The sequence below is a fragment of the Cyclobacterium amurskyense genome, assembly GCF_001050135.1.
Classification (GTDB): Bacteria; Bacteroidota; Bacteroidia; order Cytophagales; family Cyclobacteriaceae; genus Cyclobacterium; species Cyclobacterium amurskyense.
Genome location: NZ_CP012040.1, coordinates 5,289,611 through 5,310,526, shown reverse-complemented (window position 1 = coordinate 5,310,526; position 20,916 = coordinate 5,289,611). Strand labels below are relative to the sequence as shown.

Sequence of the window (20,916 nt, the reverse complement as noted above, 5' to 3'; positions counted from 1 at the left end):
TTCACCATAGCGCTGCAATGCTAAAATCTCTAAACAGCCTGATTTTCTTGCGATTGCAACACCCATCACGAATTCTATTAGATAATCCGGGTTAAAGATTTATTTAAAGGGAATACAAAATGGGGGTTTTTGGAATGAATCAGACCTTTTCTCCACAATTGAACATCCATTGAACGCCAAATTTGTCTGTGCAACTTCCGTAATAATCTCCCCAAAACATTTCTTGAAGTTCCTGAGTCACTTTGCCACCTTCAGATAGCGCATCAAATAATTTCTTAGTTTCCTTGCGTGTGTCTGGTTGTAGGTTGATATAGGAATTGTTCCCAAAATTAATATTGAAGCCCATTGATTCAGGTGCATCAGTTCCCATTAAGGAATGGACGCCTAATATTCTCAATTCTACATGCATGATTAGGTTTTTGTCTTCTTCAGGTAGAGGGGGCGTATTCTCCTGAGGTGGAATGTCTCCAAACCTCATGGGACCATTTCCATAGAATTCACCACCAAATATTGATTTGTAAAAGTTAAATGCTTCCTCGGTATTTCGAGGGAAATTGAGATAAGTACTTACTGAGGCCATAATTTTTAAATTTTATATGTTATGATTGATTAAAGTAAACTCTTGATAGGTCAATTAGCCATTTATCTTTAAAATATAGGTATGGATTTTCTTAATAATGGTGCTTGAAGCACTGCTGAAATAATATACATCACAGAAAGCATAAGTTTCTGTTTCCATTTTTATCTTCCCATTGACTGCTGCCTCCTGACCATGTGTGATGATCGAATCCAGCTTTAATTCGGCAGGAACCCTATTCTTCATTGCGTTAATCTCAAGGGAGAATTGATTTTTTCCCTGGATGGATTTGTCTCCATATATCTCCCAGACAATGTCTTCAGAAACATGCTCAATGATAAAATCTGCCTGTCCTGTTGCAAAGGCAATATTGAAGTCTTTTAGAAATTCTTTTTTGGGAGAATTTCGACAATTTGCGTTTACTGTTATTTTAGTCATCTAATTTTTTGGCATTTTATTAAAGTCCATGTGCAATATATTCCACCTATGGCCATCTAAATCCGTAAAGGCACAACCATACATCCAGCCTTGGATTTCAGCTGGGGAAGAGAACACCTTACCACCTGCTTTACTCACCTTTATAGCCATGGCATCTACATATTCACGGTCTGGGGCACCTACTGATAGCAGCATTTCACTCCCATTGTTTATGTCTGAAACTTTATTTAATGCATATTTTTCAAACTGGGCTGAGGTAACCATCATTACCGGAACATTGCCAATTTTGAAACCAACCATTTCTGGAGCATCTCTCAATGATTCAAACCCCAGGCTAGTGAAGAAAGCTTTGGTTTGAGAAAGGTTATTAACGGGCAAGTTGATCCATAATTCTTGTGTCATTGTGGTTTCTACTTTTGGTATATTCAAATTTCTATAATTTAATTGTTAATTCCACTGTGTTGATCCGACAATTTAAGGGGTTGATTGCGACAAGGTTAATTTGTAATTTGCTGCTATGAAACACATCTCTATTCTTGTTCCGGAAGGGGATACTAGCCTTAGTAACCTTGAGGCTACCCACAAAATGTTTACTATGGCCAATGGGCATTTGGAACGCTCTGGTCAATCATTATTGTTTGATGTTCACTTGGTCGGCCGGTCCAGTAAGAGTCAGGTTAGCAATGGGATATTTAGTATTAAGCCGGATTGTACCATTGAAGAAGTGAAAAAAACGGATTTAATTATTATTCCGGCTATTCATGGAGACATTCATAAGATTCTAAAAGCCAATCTTGATTTTGTTCCGTGGATCAAGGCCCAATATGAAAAAGGTGCAGAAGTGGCTAGTTTATGCATAGGCGCTTTTCTTTTGGCCAAAACGGGGTTATTAAATGGTAAAAGCTGTGCGACACATTGGCTTATGACCAAGGCGTTTAGAGAGATGTATCCTGAAGTTCAGCTTGTGGATGACAAAATCATCACTGATGAGGCGAGGATATACACGAGTGGTGGTGCTTATTCCTCGCTGAATTTAAACCTGTATCTCATAGAAAAATTTGTAGGTAGGGACATGGCCATACTTTCTTCCAAAATATTTGAGATTGATATTAATCGTCAAAGTCAGTCTCCCTTTATTATTTTCAATGGGCAAAAATGCCATAGTGATAAAGCCGTGAAGGAAGCTCAGGAATATATTGAGGTAAATTTTAATGAAAAGCTAACTGTAGATGGCCTGTCTGAGATGTATGCTATAAGTAGAAGAACCTTTGAAAGGAGATTTAAAAAGGCCACGTCCAATACGGTAATCGAATACATTCAAAGGGTTAGGGTAGAAGCTGCTAAAAAGAAGTTAGAAGCGAATGGAACAAGCATTAATGAAGTAATGTATGAAGTTGGCTATATTGATGCAAAAACATTCAGAGAGCTCTTTAAAAAGTTGGTTGGCATGTCACCCGTAGATTACCGTAACAGGTATTATAAGGAGGTAGAAATGGTTTAGTAGTTCTCCAGTTCAGGTATAAACAAAAAAAGTGACCATAAAATGGCCACTTTCTAATTTTTTAAACCGAATAAAATTATCCGATTACCTCAACGTTAACTGCATTAAGTCCTTTTTGACCTTGCTCAGCTTCGTAAGATACTTTGTCATTTTCTCTGATCTCATCGATCAATCCACTGCTGTGGACGAAAATATCTTTACCTGAATCACTTGGAGTAATAAATCCGTACCCCTTCTCTGTGTTGAAAAACTTTACTGTTCCTTCTTGCATTGTATTATTGTTTGAATTGTAATATTGTGTTATTAATCTATGCGTTCAACGTTAATGGCGTTGAGCCCTTTTTTTCCTTGTTCTGTTTCAAAAGCTACTTCGTCGTTCTCCATGATCTCATGAATGAGGCCACTATTATGGACGAAAATATCCTTACCTGAATCCTTTGGGGTAATGAACCCATACCCTTTTTCTGTGTTGTAAAACTTAACTATTCCTTCTTGCATTATTGTAATTATATTGTATTGATTAAATTATTTCTTTACTGTTGGTAGTTCCATTCGTCCGAGTAGGTACAACATTTTAAAATGTTTGCTTATGGCCGAAAGGAAATTTCCATTCTTATGGTAGGGCAAGCCAAATTCCTTGGATGTCCGTTCTACAATCGGTGCTAATTTTTTATAATGTATGTGACTAATATGGGGAAATAAATGGTGTTCGATTTGATTGGTTAATCCACCTACAAGCCAAGACAAAACTTTGCTATTTGGTGAGAAATTGCAAGTGGTCGCCAATTGATGGGCAAGTCGCTCATCTTCCATGTTTCCCTGTTTGTTGGGTAATGGAAAAGAAGCATCAGAAACCACATGTGCTGATTGGAAAACCAATGATATGGTTAGGCCAGTTACAAAGTGCAAAGCCAAAAAAGCTAGGATTACCATTCCTACTCCAAAGCCAGACATTGCCAAAGGCAATATTAAAGCATAAGAGTAATAGACTAATTTCCAAAGTATAATTTTCATTAGACCCAATCTGTAGGTCTTTTTGTCTTTTATCAAGCCCATTTTATAATACCTCTTAAGCCTAATAAAGTCTTTTGTGGTTATCCATGAAATGGTAGACAGCCCATAAAAAAACCAAGCATACAAGTGTTGAAATTTATGAAGCCTGTTAATTTTTGCATTGGGGGAAAACCTTAGGAAAAACGGTGCATTGATATCGTCATCATGCGCTTCAATATTGGTAAAACTATGGTGAAGTACATTGTGTTGAAGTCGCCAAACCTCATCATTTGCACCTATTAAATTAATGGTGTAACCCATTATTTTATTCACATATTTATTTTTGGAGTATGAACCATGTATGGCATCGTGCATAATTCCCATGCCTATTCCTGCCATGCCAAGACCACTAATGATAAATAAACCAAATAATAGGGAGACACTTGAAAATGGGACGAAAATGATAACGGCCAAAGGAGCAAAAAACAGCAGCAACATAAAAATGGTCTTAATTACCATGCGTTCATTGCCGTATCTGCTTAATTTATTGGTTTTGAAGTATTCCGAAACACGTAACTTAAGTGTAGAGGAAAAATCAGGACCTACTGATTTTGCGAAAGATAGCTTTTTAATAGAAACTAGAATTAAATAAAACTTAATTCAATAAAAAAGGAAATGTTGAGGGTATAGATCGATTTAATTCGACTATTGGAAACGTTGGGAGAAATTCTTAGAGGAAAATACTACTTAAACGGTTACTTCTCACTGCCTTTGCAGCGCACTTACTAAATTATTGTACCCAAACATATTTTGGATAGCGTAAAGGTAATCATATTTTACAATTAAATGTATATTTTTTAGGATTTATTTTTTACATCCCCTTTTCACCCCCAAATTATTCGATAAAATACCCCAATGACCATTATTAAGCTAATAACAAAAATACCCTTAGTGATTACATGTATACGAAATCAGGCCAAAGCCTAATTTTTAGAACAATGGCTACTATTATCCATGATTCAGGTAGAATGTTACGCAATTCCTTGCTCTATTAGGTTAAGGGATGGTTAATTAATAGTAATTAAACTGAAAAATGTGATTAATAATTGTTTTTAAATTATTAATCACGAAATAATATGTACGTTTTTATTTTTTTTTCGGTATTTAAATACTTTATTTGATAGGTAAATAGGTTATTAGGTTTCCAATTATTAGGTATGTATACTGCTTTGAGTAACTCAGATCTTCTTTTTCAAATATCAGTGAATACTGATAAAAAGGCTTTTGCTGAACTCTTTAATAGGTACCATTGCAAATTGGTTTCTTTTGCCTTGTACTACTTACCTATTCATGAAGAGGCAGAGGATGTGGTCTCAGATGTATTTGTCAATCTTTTAAAAAAGCACAGTCAGTTAAAGGATATTGACAATTTTGATGGTTATATCTATTTTGCAGTAAAGAACCATTGCCTCAATAGTATTAAGAAGAACAAGCGGAAAGAACGTTTTGTAGGTATTTCATCAGAAATGGAGATTAGGTCTGAAAAGTGCATTCAACCCTTGGAGCAATTACTTAATAAGGAGCTGAGTTATTTTTATAATTGTCTTATAGAAGAATTACCTCCTAAAAGAAAGCTAGTCTTTAAAATGGTGAAAGATGATGGTTTGAAAATTGCTGAAGTAGCCAAACTTTTAGAAATCACCAATAAAACAGTAAAGAAACATCTAGAGCTAGCTGTAAAGGAAATAAGACTGGGAATAAACGAATACCTTGAAGTCAAAGGTAAAAATACCAAAACTAATCCTTTGCAAAGTGAAAAAGAAAAAGTATTCATTTGATACTTTTCAATCCAAATCGAAATATTCGTTAAAAGGGTATTTCCTTGTCAATGCTAAAGGGGTTTTCTCTTAAAATAATCCAGATCATTTTTATCGAGAGCCTTGTTTCTTTTTTCGAAATCTAAGGTAAACCAAATCTAATTACAGGGTAACAGCGAGTATGCAGTGACTGCTTGTATTGATTTTTTCTTTTTAGCATTGACTCCTTCTGCCAACTAAATGTTCCCGGTATATTCTGGCATTAATGCCCTTTATAACTCCTTAATTTAAAATAGAAATTATAATTTCCCACCATCATTTTTTATTGGATTAAAAGGAGTAAAAATAATTTCAAAATAAATCAAATTGTATTACGCCTTTCTTGATGTAGAGATGTCTTATATATGTGAGTAAGAAAAAAGACAATATTGATGACTTGCTGGTAAAGGTATTAACCGGTACGGCAAGTGTTGCTGAATCTGAAGAAGTTGAGTTGTGGGCTAAAGAGAATGAAAAAAATTCCAATACACTAGACAAGTTAAAGGAAATATGGCAAGAAAAATCCCCAGCATATACGCAGGCTAATTCTGAAGATAAAATCGATAACATTTGGGACGAAGGAATAAAAAAAAATAATGCCTCTAAATCTGTTTCCAAACCCTTTCTAAAATACGCTGCCTCCATATTGCTATTTTTTGGTTTTTTAAGTAGTATTTATTATTTTATTCCAGTAAATAATGATACTAAGGAAGAAAAGCTGACAAAATATACCGTTCGCAGTAATCCTCCTGGTCAGAAATCCAAACTAACCCTTCCTGATGGATCCATTGTTTATTTAAACTGCTCTTCAAGTATAAAATATATAGTAGGATTTGAAGGTGAAGAAAGAAAGGTTGAATTAATAGGGGAAGCTTATTTTGAAGTGGCTTCAAATGCTGAAAAACCTTTTATAGTAGAAAGCAATAGATTAGCGACCAAAGCGCTTGGGACTATTTTTAATATTAATGCCTATCCCGATTGTGAGCTAACCAGGATTTCGCTTTTAGAAGGTAAAGTAGAAATTCAAAACCCAAGTACAGATATAAATTCCATATTGCTAACAGCAGGGAAGGAGTTACAGGTAAACACAAAAACTAACACATATACTGAATCAACTTTTGATCCACATTTGGTAGTGGCCTGGAAGGAGGGAGCATTAGCTTTTAAGAATTCAGACTTTAACACAGTTAAATTGAATTTGGAGCGATGGTTTGGTGTAGATATTCATGTTAAAGGGAAAAAGCCAGAAGACTGGAGCGTAACAACAGTCTATAAAGGGCAAACACTAAAAAATATTTTAATGGATTTACAGTATTCTAAAAAATTCGCCTATGAGATAAACGATGATCAAATTATAATTGAGTTTTAGCAAATATGTAGCAGTTGGCAGCTACCTCCAGACGCTTATAAATAATTTAGCGAGTCTCCTGAATGCATATTTTGCAAATAACATTTTCTAAATCCTATATAGAATTTTAACAAAGTAAATTATGAGAAAAAAACCTTTACCACTAATTTTAAAAATGACTAAAAATGTCATTTTTGGTTTTTTGCTACAGACACTTTTTTTCAATGTGTTGCTTGCAAACAGGATTGAAGCGCAAAAAATCAATGAAGTATTTGTGAGTATTTCCTTTAATAAAGGAAAGTTGGTTGATGTACTCAAGGAAATTGAAGTACAGTCAGCATTCCATTTTACAGTTCACGAGAATGATGATTTTTTAAATGAGTTAATCTCTATTAATCATAAGAGAATTTCCATAGAAGGCGCGCTAAAGGAAATTAGCAAAAATACTGGTTTGGCCTTTCAGCAAATCAACAATAACATATCCATTCGGCGTCAAAATACAGATGAGCGAGCTAGAAAACTAGAGCAAGCCAATATAGAAATTAATGGTCAAGTGGTTTCAGGAACAGATAACCTTCCTTTACCTGGCGTTGCAATTAAAGTAAAAGGTACAACCCAGGGAACCATTTCAGATATAGATGGGAATTATACCATTACTGCAGATGAAAACGCAGTGCTCCAATTCAGTTTCATAGGTTTTGCGACCAAAGAAGAAGCTGTAAATGGTCGTTCTTTGATCAATATAGTCTTGGAAGAAGACCAACAAAATTTGGATGAGGTAGTGGTTACAGCCATTGGTATCAAGCAGCAAAAAAAGAAATTGGGTTATGCAACTCAGGAAGTGAATACAGATGTATTGGGTGAAGCAAGAACCATGAACTTGGGAAATGCACTTTCAGGACAAATCGCTGGCTTGACAGTTACCAACCCTACAGGAATCTTTCAGTCTCCTTCTTTTTCATTAAGGGGCAAGACACCTTTGATTGTGTTGGATGGTGTTCCTGTGGAAACAAATTTATTTGATATTTCTCCAGAAGACATTGAGAGTATCAACGTACTAAAAGGTGGTGCTGCCTCTGCACTTTATGGAGCAAGAGGAAAAAATGGAGCCATTCTTATTACCAGAAAAAATGCTTCTAAAGAAGGGCTTACAGTTACCGCTTCTACCAGCAATATGGTGACAGCCGGCTTTACTGTTTTCCCTGAAACCCAAACTCAATATGGTAACGGATCCAATGGGAAATATGAATTTTGGGATGGTGCTGATGGAGGTATTTCCGATGGTGATATGATCTGGGGACCAAAATTTGAACCTGGTGTGATGGTTCCTCAGTGGAATAGCCCAATTAGAAATATTCAAACAGGTGAGCAAATCGATTGGTATGGAAATGTAGCAGGTACTGTATATGATGATAAATCATTGTACGAAAGGGTGCCAACTGAATGGAAAAGACACGATAACCTGAATGACTTCTTGAAAACAGGAGTGGTTTCTAAAAATGATTTCTCCATTGCTTACCAAGGTGAAAAATCCAGATTTTACTTTTCAGGAAATTATTCCTACCAAAAAGGTCAGGTACCTAATACTGCACTTAATACTGGAGGTTTGAACTTTAACAGTTCTTTTGATTTAACCGATAAATTAACATTGGACGCGACCTTGAGTTATAATAAGGTTTACTCACCAAATTATCCGAGATATGGCTATGGACCTAAAAACCATATGTATACCATTTTGATATGGATGGGTGATGATGTCAATGGACGTGATTTGAGAGACCATATGTATGTGCCTGGGCTAGAAGGTTACCGTCAGGCCAATTTTAACTATGCTTGGTACAATAACGTTTATTTTGCAGCTCATGAGTTGAACCAGCAGCACAACCAGAACACGCTTGATGGTAAGTTGAAGTTGAATTACCAGATTTCTGATAATTTTAATATTCAAGGTAGGGTTTCTGCTAGGGAATATAGTGTGTTTTCTGACATGCAGAGTCCAAAATCTTACATGAACTATGGAGATTCTAGAAATGGTGATTACAAGATGTGGAACGACAAACGTTTAAACCTGGATACAGATATCCTTGCTTCTTATAACAAGACTGTAAGTGATAATTTCTCCTTTGCGGTTAATGCAGGTGGATCCATATTCTATAGGACTTACCAGCAGGAATATGCTACTTCTGATGGATTGATTGTCCCAGAAATTTACGGTTTGAGCAATACCCAGGGGCCGGTTAAGGCAAGTAATTATTTTCAGGAAAAAGCCATCCGTAGTACCTATGGTTCTGTGAATTTTGATTTATGGAATTCTGTATTTTTAAATTTCTCTGGAAGAAATGACTGGTCTTCTACATTGCCTACTACTACCAATTCTTATTTCTATCCTTCTGCTTCAATGAGTACCATGCTTTCAGAATTTATTCAGTTGCCAAAAGCAATGGATTACCTTAAAGTATACAGTTCATGGTCTCAAGTTTCAAGTGACTTAAGTCCTTATAGTATCTACTCAACCTATCAAAAAGGGGTTACCTATGGAGCTACTCCATCCGTTTATTATCCTTCAGGTTTGGTGAACTCCAGTATTATGCCTGAGAAGTCCACTACTTTTGAGGCTGGATTTTCAACCTCTTTTGTTCAAAAAAGGTTGACCTTTGAAGGTACTTATTACAGGATTCTGGATGAAAACCAGATCATTGACTTGAGCATTTCTGAAGCTTCAGGTTTCACTTCCAGAAAAGTAAATGGCAACGAATACACCACTCAGGGTTTTGAGGCCATGGTTAATTTCAATGCCATAGAGCGAAATAACTTCTCTTGGAATGTTGGCCTGAACTGGACAAGATATGTGAAGAAAATAACCGAAATTTTCGATAACAATGAGAAATTTGGTAACCTGGTAGCAGGTGACAGATCTGATGCTTACTATGCTACAGTATGGCAAAAAAGTGCAGACGGGAAAGTGATTTTGGATGCCAACACTGGATTGCCTAGCAGAGATCCATATCCATCTAAAATTGGTCATTTAAATCCTTCTTGGAGATTAGGTCTTCAAAACAGATTTAAAGTAGGAGACTTCAGAATTGACATGGACATTGATGGTGCTTGGGGAGGCTTGATCCGATCCTTGACCATTGAGAAAATGTGGTGGGGTGGTAAGCACCCTAACTCCGTACTATATAGAGACCAAGAATATGCTGCTGGACAGCCTGTTTATGTGCCTGAAGGTGTAGTGGTCACTGGTGGTGAGCTTGTTAGGGATGTAAATGGTGTTATCCTTACTGATAGCCGTGAGTATACCCCAAATACTACCGCTGTAAGCTGGCAGACCTGGTCACAGATCTATCCTTACCGTGCTCAGGTAACTGAAGATGAAAATTCGCTTTTTGCCAATGTTTATGACCGTTCCTATTTCAAATTGAGAAGACTATCTGTGTCTTACGATCTTATGAAAATCATGTCTTCAGAAAAAATAAAGAGTCTTGACCTTTCTGTCTATGGTTACAACCTGGCAATGTGGAAAAAGATGCCTTTGTTGGATCCTGATTATGGTGATGACAATAACTTACAAGATCCATCTTCGAGATATGTAGGTTTGACTCTAAGAGCTACCTTTTAATAGATTTTCCAGCCTAAGTAAAAAGATATAAGATGAAAAATATATTAGTTATAGGTTTATTGTTGATTGGGCTTGCCTCCTGCCAAAACCTTGAGGAGATGAACATCAATCCTAATCTACCAACGGAAACCCACCCTCAGCTATTGTTGACCAATATAGAGTGGGATGCTTTCAGGGATTATAGGGGTACTTCTCCTTTATATGCATTGAAAATGCTCGTACAAACAGATGGTGAGAATACAAGCCAATATTATAAGTGGGATCGTGCAAGTTACGGAAACTACAGTGTGCTGAAAAATGTGACTAAAATGATGGAAGAAGGAGAAAGAATAGGCGAACCTACCTATGTGGCATTAGGTAAGTTTTTTAGGTCCTATTATTTCTATAACCTGACATTAACCTTCGGTGATGTTCCCTACAGTGCTGCCCTTAAAGGTGAAATAGAACAAAATTACCAGCCCGTTTACGATGAACAGGAAATGGTATTCACTGGGATCTTAAAAGAATTGGAAGAAGCCAATGATATCCTTGCTGCTAACAATACCATTATCGCAGGAGATATCATTTATGATGGAGATGTTACCAGCTGGAGAAAATTGGTCAATGCTTTTAGACTTAAGGTGATGTTGACCCTATCTGAAAAAGATGGGATGAACATTGATAGTGAATTTGCCTCTGTTTATCAGAATGAGCCCTTAATGGAAGGTGTGGATGAAAGTGGACAATTGGTCTTTTTGGATCAGCAGGACAACCGTTATCCTGATTTTAATTCCAGTGGTTTTAGCTCTGGAATGTACATGGATTCCACTTTTATTCAGCGACTTCAGGACCGTGAAGATCCAAGGTTGTTCATTTATTGTACACAGACCAAGTCCGCTAAAGAAGCAGGTAAAGACATTTCTGATTTTTCTGCTTATGAAGGTGGGGATCCAGCCGCTCCTTATGCTGAGGTTAATGAAAAAGCCACTGAAGGTAATGTTTCAAAGGTAAATGATCGTTACCACAAAGATCCAGTGAATGAGCCTTATATGCTTTTGGGTTATTCCGAGCAGCAATTGATTTTGGCTGAGGCTGCTACAAAAGGCTGGATTAATGCAGATGCTGCCATGTTGTATGAATCGGGTGTAAAGGCTTCATTTAAGTTTTACGAGATGTATGCAGAAAATTATTCCTCTTTTGTTGGGGAAGCGGATGCAGAAAACTATCTGTCTAAGCCTATCAATGATTTCTCTATGGCAAGCACAGAAGATGAGCAAATGCAGTTGATCATCATGCAAAAATACCTGCAATCTTTCTTTCAATTGGGATGGACTTCCTTCTTTGATCACCTAAGAAGCGGAGGATATCCTTCTTTTAGGAGACCTGCAGGAGTTGAAATTCCTTACAGATGGATTTACCCTCAATCTGAATACAATTACAACGCCAGTAATGTTACTGAGGCCATCAGCAGACAATTTGGTGAAGGTAATGACCATATCAATGAAATGACCTGGTGGCTGAAATAAAATAAAGCCCTCCAGTTCACTTAAAAGTGGAAAGCAGCCCTTAAAAAAGGTGGTTTTCCACTTTTTTAATTTTTATTAGGAGAATTATTACAGATTCTATAATAGAATTCTAACGTATCTAGAAGCTTTGAAAGCATATAAAAACTAGTTGTTTTATACGTGCTGAAAGCATTTAGCTTTCTTTATCAACTGCTGTGGTTTCCAGGTAATTGATGAGCATTTCCATATTCCCAGAACGGGATCTGGAATAGACTTTAGTCCATTTTCCAGAATTTAGTTTCAGGTTAATAGAATAAAATTTCCCACGCCAGAGGGTGTTGATTTTTTGATAATTCCAGCTATTTAGTTCCGTATCCAAATTGATAACTTCTTTTTTAAAAGGGTGCAAAATGGTTAATTTATTATCGACTAAATGGAAGTTAATACTGGTTTTAGAATTGGCCAATAACACTGCCATTAGTGCGGAGACAATTAAAATTGAGATTATAACTATATACAAATAACTCATGCTTTATTTAATTTACAGGATTTATCTAACGTATCCAATGACAGAATTAAATCCATATTCGGTTTGTTTATCTATTTTTAACCTAAAAGTAATGGTGGTACGGTAAGACCCCATCAAAAGGTAGATGATGAAATAAATAGTTGCTTTTAGTTTATTCCAGACCTGAGACTTACATTGTCAGGCAGTTGATACCAAAATTCAGGATTGTCTGTGATGAGTTGAAAAACATTAACGCTAACTATCCCAAAAACAATATGGGCCAGGAACAAAGCTATAAAATAATGTAGCTGTGAAATTTCAGGAGGCTGACTATGCAAGATCAGGTAAGTTTTCCAAACAATTATTGCCACTAATCCGCTTAATGCTCCTATTAATACTGCATCTTGAAAATTGATTCTAAATATTCCCCAATTCCACAATAGAAAATAAGTAAATGAGAAAATAATGCCTACTCCAAAATGGGCCAATGTACCTAGGAATAAAGCGTTTTTGGAAGGATTCATAAAATTTTTTTCCCCTGAGATCATGCTACCTAACGTAAAGTGTTTTAAACGCAATCTACGAAAAAAACAACTAGTGAATTAAGGGTTTCAGATTGCGATTAAAACATTGTTGGACAAAGCCTTCCCCCGTTTATGGGCATTTATCTCTTTTGGTTCTGCCTTTTAATACTATCATTGTTTAATATGGGCATCGGCTTTTCCTGATTTATCTTCTGGTCTCGATTATTGGCTTGCTTACTGAACGCATTTCTCCCTGGAAAGCCATTGCCCTTGTAAATAATTGTAAACTGTCAAAGAACGAAGGTAAGTTCGGTATTATGGCTCCTTTCCCTTTCCTTCTGGCAGTCCAAAGACCATTTTCCCTGTTTTACAAGCACTGCAGCTAAATAGCCCCTCCCCCAGAATATTCTCTAATAATTCGTAGGTGCTCAGACCTTCAAATGGGGAAAGGGTCCTTATCCTGCTAAGAAGCCTGAAACACTCCTCCATGACTGTCTTGCTGTTGGCAGAGGCGAGAATCCCGTAGTACCGTATTTTGTAAAAACCGTTGGGAAGTATATGTTGGATAAACCTTCTTATAAACTCTCCACAACTAAGTTCCATCGTTTTCTGTCTTCCGTCGCGGTAGTCTTTCCACCGGAATTTTACTGTCTTTCCATCTGTGTCTAGTATCCTGCTGTTGCTGATGGCAACCCTGTGGGTGTATCTGCCCAGATAGGCTAGGACCTGACCTGCTCCGCGGAATGTTTTTTTGATATGTATATGCCAGATTTTTTCATAAGCGGCTTTATTGAGCAACTTCCCGTCTGTAAACAGCTCCATTTGGTTTTCAGGAAGACGTAGTACTCTTTCGGCCAGAGCCTTTCTTAGTTTTTCCATAAACACACCTCTAAATATCCCTGCTAGGGCTTTCACGGGTACAAAGAACTTTTTGTTGGCTGCTACCCACTCCATATGGTCAGGATCAGGTCCACCGGCAGGTACCAGCATGTGAATATGTGGATGGTAGTTAAGGGACTGTCCCCAAGTGTGTAGCACTGATAGACAACCGCTTTCAACTCCCAGGAAGGCTGGGTTGGAGGCTGCTTTCTTCACCGCAAGGGCCGAAGAGGCAAAGAGCATGCGGTAACATTCTCGCTGGTTGAGGTAAAACAGAGGCTTGAGGAATTCGGGTACCGTGAATACAATATGAAAATACCTTACCGGAAGCAGCCTGCACTTGAGTTTTTCAACCCATATAAGCTGCTTTACATATTGGCATTTTGGGCAGTGTCGATTCCGGCAACTATTGTAACTCGTCCGGGTATCGCCACAGGTATTACAGGTGAGGGTATGGCTACCCATTTTGGAAGTCCTGCAGGAAATAATATCTCTGTAGGCCTTGTGCTGATCAGTACATAGATTACCTTTTTTAGATAGAAAGGTTTTCCTGTGATGCTTCAGAATATCGGAAAGTTCTGTACCATCATTCCTTTTGTTTACCGTTTCCATCACAGTCCATCCAGCGGACTCTTGACCTGTCCGGAATCAAAATTGCTTACATGCAGGTAAACGGTGGTGGTATTTAATGATTTATGCCCCAACAGCTCCTGAATTACCCTGACATTGGTACCCTGTTCTAGAAGATGGGTGGCAAAGGAATGACGAAGCGTATGGAAAGAGGCACATTTGCTTATTCCTGCCCGATGCATCGCTTGTTTTAAAATGGCTTGTGCACTCGACTCACTATAGGGTTTGCCAATTACCTGACCTTCGAAAAGATACGTCTTGGGGCGATAGTGCCTGTAGTAATCCCGAAGCTTTGACAACAATGCTTTGGGCAATAAAGTATACCGATCTTTGTAACCCTTTCCTCCGCGGATCTTCAACTGCATCCGGTCACTATCGATATCGCCAAACTTTAGGTTGATGACCTCATTTAGCCTCAATCCTCCAGCATAAGTAAGGGCTATCAGACAATAGTGTTTTCGATTTTGGATCCCGTTCAATAGAAGAGATACTTCTTGTTTTGAAAAAACGACCGGGAGAATCTTGGGCCTTCTGGGCCGTTTAATTTTTACGGGATCCCAATCTTTACCCAAGACATCTTTGGAAAGGATTTTGAACGCACTGATAGTTTGATTGACAGTGGATACTGACAATTTATCCTGCTCCACTCTATGAAAAAGATAACTTTTTAACTCAGCTATGCTAATGAATTCCGGGCTTTTGCCAAAATGCCTTGATACGAAAGACACCATTGCAATGTAGGTCTTGATCGTGCGGGGAGAGTAATTCCTGATTCGCATCTCCTCATACATCTGTTGACGTAGGCTTTTTTTTCCATGATTAGTAAAGTTTAAAGATAATACATGGAATAAAAATAATATACACAACTGATAATAAGTGAATTAACACAAAAAAAATAGTGAAACTACCGACGCAGGAGGTTTTGTTCAACAATGGAATAACTTTAGTGAAATGTTTTGATAAGCAACTGTATAGGTACATTACCAAAGTCATGGCGATTGTACCTGCTATTCCTGATAAAAGCGTGATTAGAAAATACCTAATATCCATATTATTACAAGCTTTTAATTGATTGGAACAATAAGGGTGAGGGCAAGCCTCACTCCTTAATTTTCTATTTTACCTCTAGAGATTCCAATTGATCGGCTGAAACGGTTTGAAGAAATTTTTCGTGTAGCCATAACTATTAGGTATTGTTTACGGTTTCAAAACAACTTTCACACAGTCGTCTTCTTTTTTATCAAATATCTCATAGCCTTTTGATGCTTCGGAAAGAGGAAGTGTATGTGAAATAATATCATCTAATACAACTTTGTTTTCTTCAACAAGGGTAATGAGTTTATCTATATAATTTATTACAGGAGCCTGTCCCTGTTTGATCGTAATGGCCTTATCAAACACCCTGTGAAGTGGGAAATTGTCATAAGTTGACCCATATACGCCGACTATACTTACTGTGCCTCCTCTTCTTACTGTCCTAAAAGCCATGTCAAGCACTTTCATACTGCCTTTTTCAAAATTGATAGTGGCCTTTAATTTGTCCATCATGGTCCTTTCTGGCTCAAAACCAACAGCATCTACACAAACATCGGCACCTCTGCCTTCAGTCATTCCGCGGATGGCTTCTACCACTTCTACATCATGTGGGTTGAGCGTCGTAACGTGATTTACATCACGGGCTTTTTTAAGCCTATACTCTAGGGGGTCAATTGCTATGACTCGTCCAGCACCATTCACCCATGCAGCTTTTTGTGCCATTAATCCCACCGGACCCGAGCCAAAAATCGCTACCGTTTCTCCTCCTTTAAGCTGTGCCCAATCGATAGCGGACCAGCCTGTAGGGAATATATCGGTTAGAAACAGGGCTTGATCATCACTCAGCTTATCCGGAACGATGCGAGGACTGATATCTGCATAAGGTACCCTCACATATTCCGCCTGACCTCCAGAATAGCCCCCGTACAAATCGGTATAGCCAAACAATGCACCTCCTTTCTGATCGGTAAGATTGCCATTGGGTCCATAGTTTTTATAATTAGATTGTTCACAATGAGGTGAAGCGCCATGATTACAGAAAAAACAATGGCCACATGAAAGCGGAAAAGGTACTACCACACGGTCCCCTTTTTTAAGCTTTTTGACTCCTTTTCCTACTTCCTCCACTATACCCATAAATTCATGCCCCATGATCATATTTCCCGCTTGGGGAACAGCACCACTTAAAATGTGAAGATCAGAACCACATATGGCTGTTGAAGTAACTTTTAAGATAACATCTGTTGGGTCTATAAGACCTGGGTCGTCTACATTATCCACTTGAATTTGACCCGGTTTGTGAAAAACTGCTGCTTTCATGGTTAGTTGGTTTTGGTGCTGTTAGAATTAGTTGGTTATAAATTTAATTTTTCGAATCCCAAAAATTTATCTATTGGAAATGATTGTGATTTATTATCGTATAACGATAAAAAACATAAATTATATAAGCCAATATTTATTCCCATTAAACATTTATTCAAAAAAGCACACATTGTTGAAGTCGCGGTAAAATTCTTCCCATTCTTTACAAAATCTTAAACTTTTAAGTTGGGTTAGGTCAGGATGTAATGTTTTCATTGAAGCAAGATTGCAAGTTGCATTGACAGATTTACCTGCACGGGGACAAGAGGGCAATTATGAAATATCCCATTAAGCTGCAGGCCAGGGAAGGCTTTCTGATTTTTGCTTAAAAAATTCAAGCATGCCAAAAATTGGATGACTTTGCCAGGTAAATTATGCGTTATTGGTTTTCTATAAAGTGGAAAATGAAAGAAACAGTAAGTATATTTGGGATTAGCCTGCTATGTTGTAGGCGATTTCTTTTGTTGTTCTAAGTGCAAAATTCCACGAATTAATATTCAAACATAATAACTAGAATGAAAATAGTAGCAATTTTAATTACAGTCCTGTTATCCGGTTTCAGCTTGGCTGCACAGCAATTTGATGATTCAAAAGTGCCTGGTGTGGTGGTAACCTACAGTCCGGCTTCCTCAGGCAAGTACATTGGATCTCCAAGTTTGGCCATTTTACCCAATGGAGATTATGTGGCCTCCCATGATTTTTTTGGACCTGAGTCCAATGAGCATAAAAGAGCTACTTCAAAAATTTATACCTCCAGTAATAAGGGGAAATCCTGGAAGGAAATTGCTGAAATTGACGGGGCGTTTTGGTCCAAACTTTTTGTTCACCAAGGGACACTTTGGCTAATTGGACCTGACAGACATCATGGGAATACGCTTGTAAGGCGCTCAGATGATGGTGGAAAAACCTGGACCAAACCTACCAACAGTAGCAATGGCTTAATCCTTGAAGGGGAGTACCATTGCGCTCCTATGCCTATTATTGAACACAATGGAAGAATTTGGAGAGCCATGGAAAGTGCCATGGGGCCAATTAAAAAATGGGGAAAAAGATATGGGGCTTTTATGCTTTCAGCACCTGTTGACGCTGATTTATTGCAAGCTGATAGTTGGACAAGTAGCAATATCCTGTACTATGATTCTACTTATTTGGATGGCAACTTCGGTGGCTGGTTAGAAGGCAATGCAGTCGTAGACAAAGAGGGACAAATTTGGGACATGTTGCGTGTGGATGACCGTTCTACTTTAGAAGAGAAAGCTGCCAGAGTTAAAATTAGTGCCGATGGTAAAAAAGCCACTTTTGATCCAGCAACTGGATTTATCCCCTTTCCTGGAGGAAGTAAAAAATTCACCATTCGCTATGATGAAAAAAGTGACCTTTACTGGACCATTGCCAATGTTATCCCTGAATCAGTTAAGAAAGAAAACAAAGGTAAAAACCCGGCCAGTATTAGAAATACCCAAGCATTGTTTTCTTCTCCTGATTTAATCAACTGGGAGCAAAAGAAAGTATTATTGCAACATGAAGATGTTAAAAAACATGGTTTCCAATACCTTGATTGGGTATTCAATGGGAAAGACATCCTCTTTTTATCCAGAACTGCCTATGATGATGGGGTAGGAGGAGCACACAATAACCATGATGCCAACTTCCTTACCTTCCATAAAATCAAAAAGTTTAGAAAAATTAAGTAAAGTGTTCTGTGTCAATTCTTATAGGGTTGGCAATAGTAAAAAGTTTAATTAACCGTGGGTGAAAATCCACGGTTTTTTTTGGTTTTATAAGCTTGAGTAAACGAGATACCACAGGGATAGTTTTAGGCCAGTTTTCACGATAATATTTAGGTTTATCGAACTTCACCTTAAATTTTAACTTCATCCAAAACACAGATTAAATCTTATAACCTCACCAAGCCCTAAAGGGGTGTAATATACTAGCCAAGGGTAACAGCCCTTGGTATTAAATGATCAACACATCTTGATTTTGGCGGTATTGTTGCCAATTCTGCAACAATGCTGACATAATCTCCCTGATGAACGATTTCTCATGGGAATGAATTGACCTTGTAATCCAGGTTTAGGGAAAATAGATCATTAGGGTATCCATCATTTGATTTTTGGCGCTGAATTCCGGGCTAACCTTATTGGAGCTAACTCATTTTTTTAACGCCCTCCATGCATCTCCAAAAACCATAAGCTTTGAAGGCCGAAAATACCTGAAATAACATGCTGTCATAAAAGAGTTTCTTTGTCGAAATTCAATGACAAACACAGTGCTATCTATCCAATGGGACCGTTAACCAAACTTGCAACTCTCCCTATTAAAACAAAATTTTGATCTTTACGGTAACTGTAAACCCCTTAAGGGGTGATATGATTATAGCCAGTGGCATTAGCCACTGGATTCGTAAAATAAGCGTAAATTGATTTTGGCGGTATTGTTGCCAATTCTGCAACAATGCTGACAAAATCTCAACGGCACAGTCCTTTACCGAAATCCTACATTAACTTTTACGATAACCGAAAACCCCTTTAGGGGTGATATTTTTGTAGCCGGTGGCATGAGCCACCGGATTGATAATCCAATGTTCATTGATTTTGGCGGTATTGTTGCCTTTTTTGCAACAATGCTGACAAAATTACAACGGTAAAGTCCTTTACCGAAACCATATATTAACCTTTATGACAACCGAAAACCCCGGCAGGGGTGACATGATTATAGCCGGTGGAGTCAGCCACCGGGTAAGAAATCAAATGTCACTTGATTTTGGCGGTATTGTTGCCCTTTTTTTGCAACAATGCTGACAAAATCTTCATTTGAAATCGGAATTCAATTTTCTCTGATAAATGCATTTTGGGAATCGCCAACCCATCTGTATTTATACAAGGTGGTCCGCTGTAATCCATTATCGTCTTTTTCATTGTGGGATATATAAAACAAACCATCACCCAAGGACTGTATACCTGTCGCTCCCCATTTAAAATGCCAACCGTGAATACCTGGATCAGAATCCTTAGGCCCAGCTTGGAGTAAAGACAAAGTTTTGACTTTTATTTCTTTATTATCAGAATGAATATGGCTTCTTCTAGGCTTATTATGCCCATCAATTACGAATAAATCATAATTCGGAAATTGGGTTTTGATTCCCTTATATACCGCAGCAAACAAATTCCCCGTATGTGAATCATAGGCTAAATTTTGGATACCATAACGGGTATTTCCGGTTTTCACAAAATACTTTTCTGCTGGCTTTTTAGGACCTGAGGTATGCAGATTATCTTGAGATAGCTGCTTTTCATATTTATCCCAATTGCTGACATCATACTTTAAAATTACCTGATGGTCATTGTCATCCCTATCTACATCCCCATAAATTCCATAGGCAACGTATAAATACTTTTTATTTAGGTTAGAACTCCCTATAGTAGGGGCAAAGGTAAGTCCATCGATGCCTGAACAGGCAAAGCGGTGAGGCATGATTTTACCAGCTACATTTACTTTAGTCTCGTAATCTTGTACCACCTCTGATAGATAAACAGTACGCAACAGATCCTCTGTTTCGGCATCCATATCGGACCGTACAATTTTTGCCCCATCAAAAATGGCTATATAGAATCCGTTCACACCCGTACTCTCTTCTTTTCCTAAAGTCTTTTTGATCCCTTTACCTATTGCATCATTTTTATACTCCAAAGAACCGTAGATTTTACCATCTTCTTCGTTGAAATCCAAATCGCCCAGGTGACCCATAAATCCGCCTACGCTTCCTACCACGTGGCCTGAAAGGTCCATTTTGACCAGTTTATTGGTAAAAGAAAGATAAATAAATCCATTTTCCTTATCTAAAGCCATGCCTTGTACATGCATTTTCCCTTGGTCTCCTGAAAAGAAAGCATCGGGCCAATGGCTTGGTATTTTAACTTCTTGCCCATGTGTATTCCCTAATAACAAAATAAAAAAGAAGGAGAATAGTAATGTTTTTTTCATTGGTATCGTTTGTCTATGGCAGTTCCACATTGGTAAATGAATCTCATTGTGCTCATTCAAAGTAAACAAGATTTCCGCTAAATTTCCATATTGGCTGTTAATGTAGTCTAGCATTTCCATGGTTAATGCCATATGAACAGTTATTATCCTTTTTTATGCTGGATAATGGATTCAG

Annotated in this window: 18 protein-coding genes; 6 read left to right on the top strand and 12 right to left on the bottom strand. The window is 37.7% G+C overall.

Going from position 1 to position 20,916, the window contains the following annotated elements:
* Window positions 1-139 precede the first annotated feature (139 nt).
* The 3 genes from CA2015_RS21230 to CA2015_RS21220 are packed head-to-tail and all read right to left on the bottom strand — an operon-like array spanning window position 140 to window position 1,444.
* Window positions 140-580, bottom strand: coding sequence for a VOC family protein (locus CA2015_RS21230; RefSeq protein WP_048643714.1), 441 nt, complete (start codon window positions 578-580; stop codon window positions 140-142).
* Window positions 581-634: 54 nt separating this feature from the next.
* On the bottom strand, window positions 635-1,015 hold the full coding sequence (locus CA2015_RS21225) for a nuclear transport factor 2-like protein (protein ID WP_048643713.1): 381 nt from the start codon (window positions 1,013-1,015) through the stop codon (window positions 635-637).
* Window positions 1,016-1,444, bottom strand: a complete 429-nt coding sequence (locus CA2015_RS21220) for a VOC family protein (protein WP_157470567.1) — start codon at window positions 1,442-1,444, stop codon at window positions 1,016-1,018.
* Between the two features lie 88 nt (window positions 1,445-1,532).
* On the opposite strand from CA2015_RS21220, the gene CA2015_RS21215 reads away from it, so the two are divergent.
* Window positions 1,533-2,516 (top strand): GlxA family transcriptional regulator, encoded by a 984-nt coding sequence (locus tag CA2015_RS21215; RefSeq protein WP_048643711.1) that lies wholly within the window; start codon window positions 1,533-1,535, stop codon window positions 2,514-2,516.
* Between the two features lie 76 nt (window positions 2,517-2,592).
* On the opposite strand, the gene CA2015_RS21210 is transcribed toward CA2015_RS21215, so the two are convergent.
* From CA2015_RS21210 to CA2015_RS21200, 3 genes are read right to left on the bottom strand one after another with little or no spacing between them, the layout of a single operon-like run.
* Window positions 2,593-2,787: a cold-shock protein gene (locus CA2015_RS21210; RefSeq protein ID WP_048643710.1), complete on the bottom strand. Its 195-nt coding sequence runs from the start codon at window positions 2,785-2,787 to the stop codon at window positions 2,593-2,595.
* A gap of 32 nt (window positions 2,788-2,819) precedes the next feature.
* A complete protein-coding gene (locus CA2015_RS21205) occupies window positions 2,820-3,014 on the bottom strand; it encodes a cold-shock protein (protein ID WP_048643709.1) in 195 nt (64 codons plus the stop codon).
* A 27-nt stretch (window positions 3,015-3,041) separates the two neighbouring features.
* Entirely contained in the window at window positions 3,042-4,007 is a 966-nt protein-coding gene (locus CA2015_RS21200; RefSeq protein WP_048644673.1) for a fatty acid desaturase family protein, read from the bottom strand.
* A 719-nt stretch (window positions 4,008-4,726) separates the two neighbouring features.
* Between CA2015_RS21200 and CA2015_RS21195 the strand changes: the two genes are divergently transcribed.
* The 4 genes from CA2015_RS21195 (at window position 4,727) to CA2015_RS21180 (ending at window position 11,837) form a co-directional block, all read left to right on the top strand.
* Window positions 4,727-5,347 carry an RNA polymerase sigma-70 factor gene (locus tag CA2015_RS21195; RefSeq protein ID WP_048643708.1) on the top strand — a complete coding sequence of 207 codons (621 nt, stop codon included), beginning with the start codon at window positions 4,727-4,729 and terminating at the stop codon, window positions 5,345-5,347.
* Between the two features lie 385 nt (window positions 5,348-5,732).
* Window positions 5,733-6,734 (top strand): FecR family protein, encoded by a 1,002-nt coding sequence (locus tag CA2015_RS21190; protein WP_048643707.1) that lies wholly within the window; start codon window positions 5,733-5,735, stop codon window positions 6,732-6,734.
* A 121-nt stretch (window positions 6,735-6,855) separates the two neighbouring features.
* The gene (locus tag CA2015_RS21185; RefSeq protein WP_157470566.1) at window positions 6,856-10,332 is read left to right on the top strand and encodes a SusC/RagA family TonB-linked outer membrane protein; all 3,477 of its coding nucleotides are present in this window, start codon (window positions 6,856-6,858) and stop codon (window positions 10,330-10,332) included.
* 32 nt (window positions 10,333-10,364) lie between these two features.
* Entirely contained in the window at window positions 10,365-11,837 is a 1,473-nt protein-coding gene (locus CA2015_RS21180) for a SusD/RagB family nutrient-binding outer membrane lipoprotein (protein ID WP_048643706.1), read from the top strand.
* Between the two features lie 172 nt (window positions 11,838-12,009).
* On the opposite strand, the gene CA2015_RS21175 is transcribed toward CA2015_RS21180, so the two are convergent.
* From CA2015_RS21175 to CA2015_RS21155, 5 genes are all read right to left on the bottom strand, one after another.
* Window positions 12,010-12,345, bottom strand: a complete 336-nt coding sequence (locus CA2015_RS21175; protein WP_157470565.1) for a hypothetical protein — start codon at window positions 12,343-12,345, stop codon at window positions 12,010-12,012.
* A 146-nt stretch (window positions 12,346-12,491) separates the two neighbouring features.
* Entirely contained in the window at window positions 12,492-12,848 is a 357-nt protein-coding gene (locus tag CA2015_RS21170) for a hypothetical protein (RefSeq protein WP_157470564.1), read from the bottom strand.
* Between the two features lie 315 nt (window positions 12,849-13,163).
* On the bottom strand, window positions 13,164-14,339 hold the full coding sequence (locus CA2015_RS21165; RefSeq protein ID WP_048643067.1) for an IS91 family transposase: 1,176 nt from the start codon (window positions 14,337-14,339) through the stop codon (window positions 13,164-13,166).
* The gene (locus CA2015_RS21160; protein ID WP_048643066.1) at window positions 14,339-15,148 is read right to left on the bottom strand and encodes a tyrosine-type recombinase/integrase; all 810 of its coding nucleotides are present in this window, start codon (window positions 15,146-15,148) and stop codon (window positions 14,339-14,341) included. Before CA2015_RS21160 ends, CA2015_RS21165 begins: the two co-directional genes overlap by 1 nt.
* 406 nt (window positions 15,149-15,554) lie before the next feature.
* Window positions 15,555-16,712, bottom strand: coding sequence for an alcohol dehydrogenase catalytic domain-containing protein (locus tag CA2015_RS21155; protein ID WP_048643703.1), 1,158 nt, complete (start codon window positions 16,710-16,712; stop codon window positions 15,555-15,557).
* A 557-nt stretch (window positions 16,713-17,269) separates the two neighbouring features.
* Here CA2015_RS21155 and CA2015_RS21150 point away from each other — a divergent pair.
* On the top strand, window positions 17,270-18,448 hold the full coding sequence (locus CA2015_RS21150; protein WP_048643702.1) for a sialidase family protein: 1,179 nt from the start codon (window positions 17,270-17,272) through the stop codon (window positions 18,446-18,448).
* Window positions 18,449-19,583: 1,135 nt separating this feature from the next.
* Here CA2015_RS21150 and CA2015_RS21140 read toward each other — a convergent pair.
* On the bottom strand, window positions 19,584-20,873 hold the full coding sequence (locus CA2015_RS21140) for a hypothetical protein (RefSeq protein WP_240477866.1): 1,290 nt from the start codon (window positions 20,871-20,873) through the stop codon (window positions 19,584-19,586).
* Window positions 20,874-20,916: the final 43 nt, after the last annotated feature.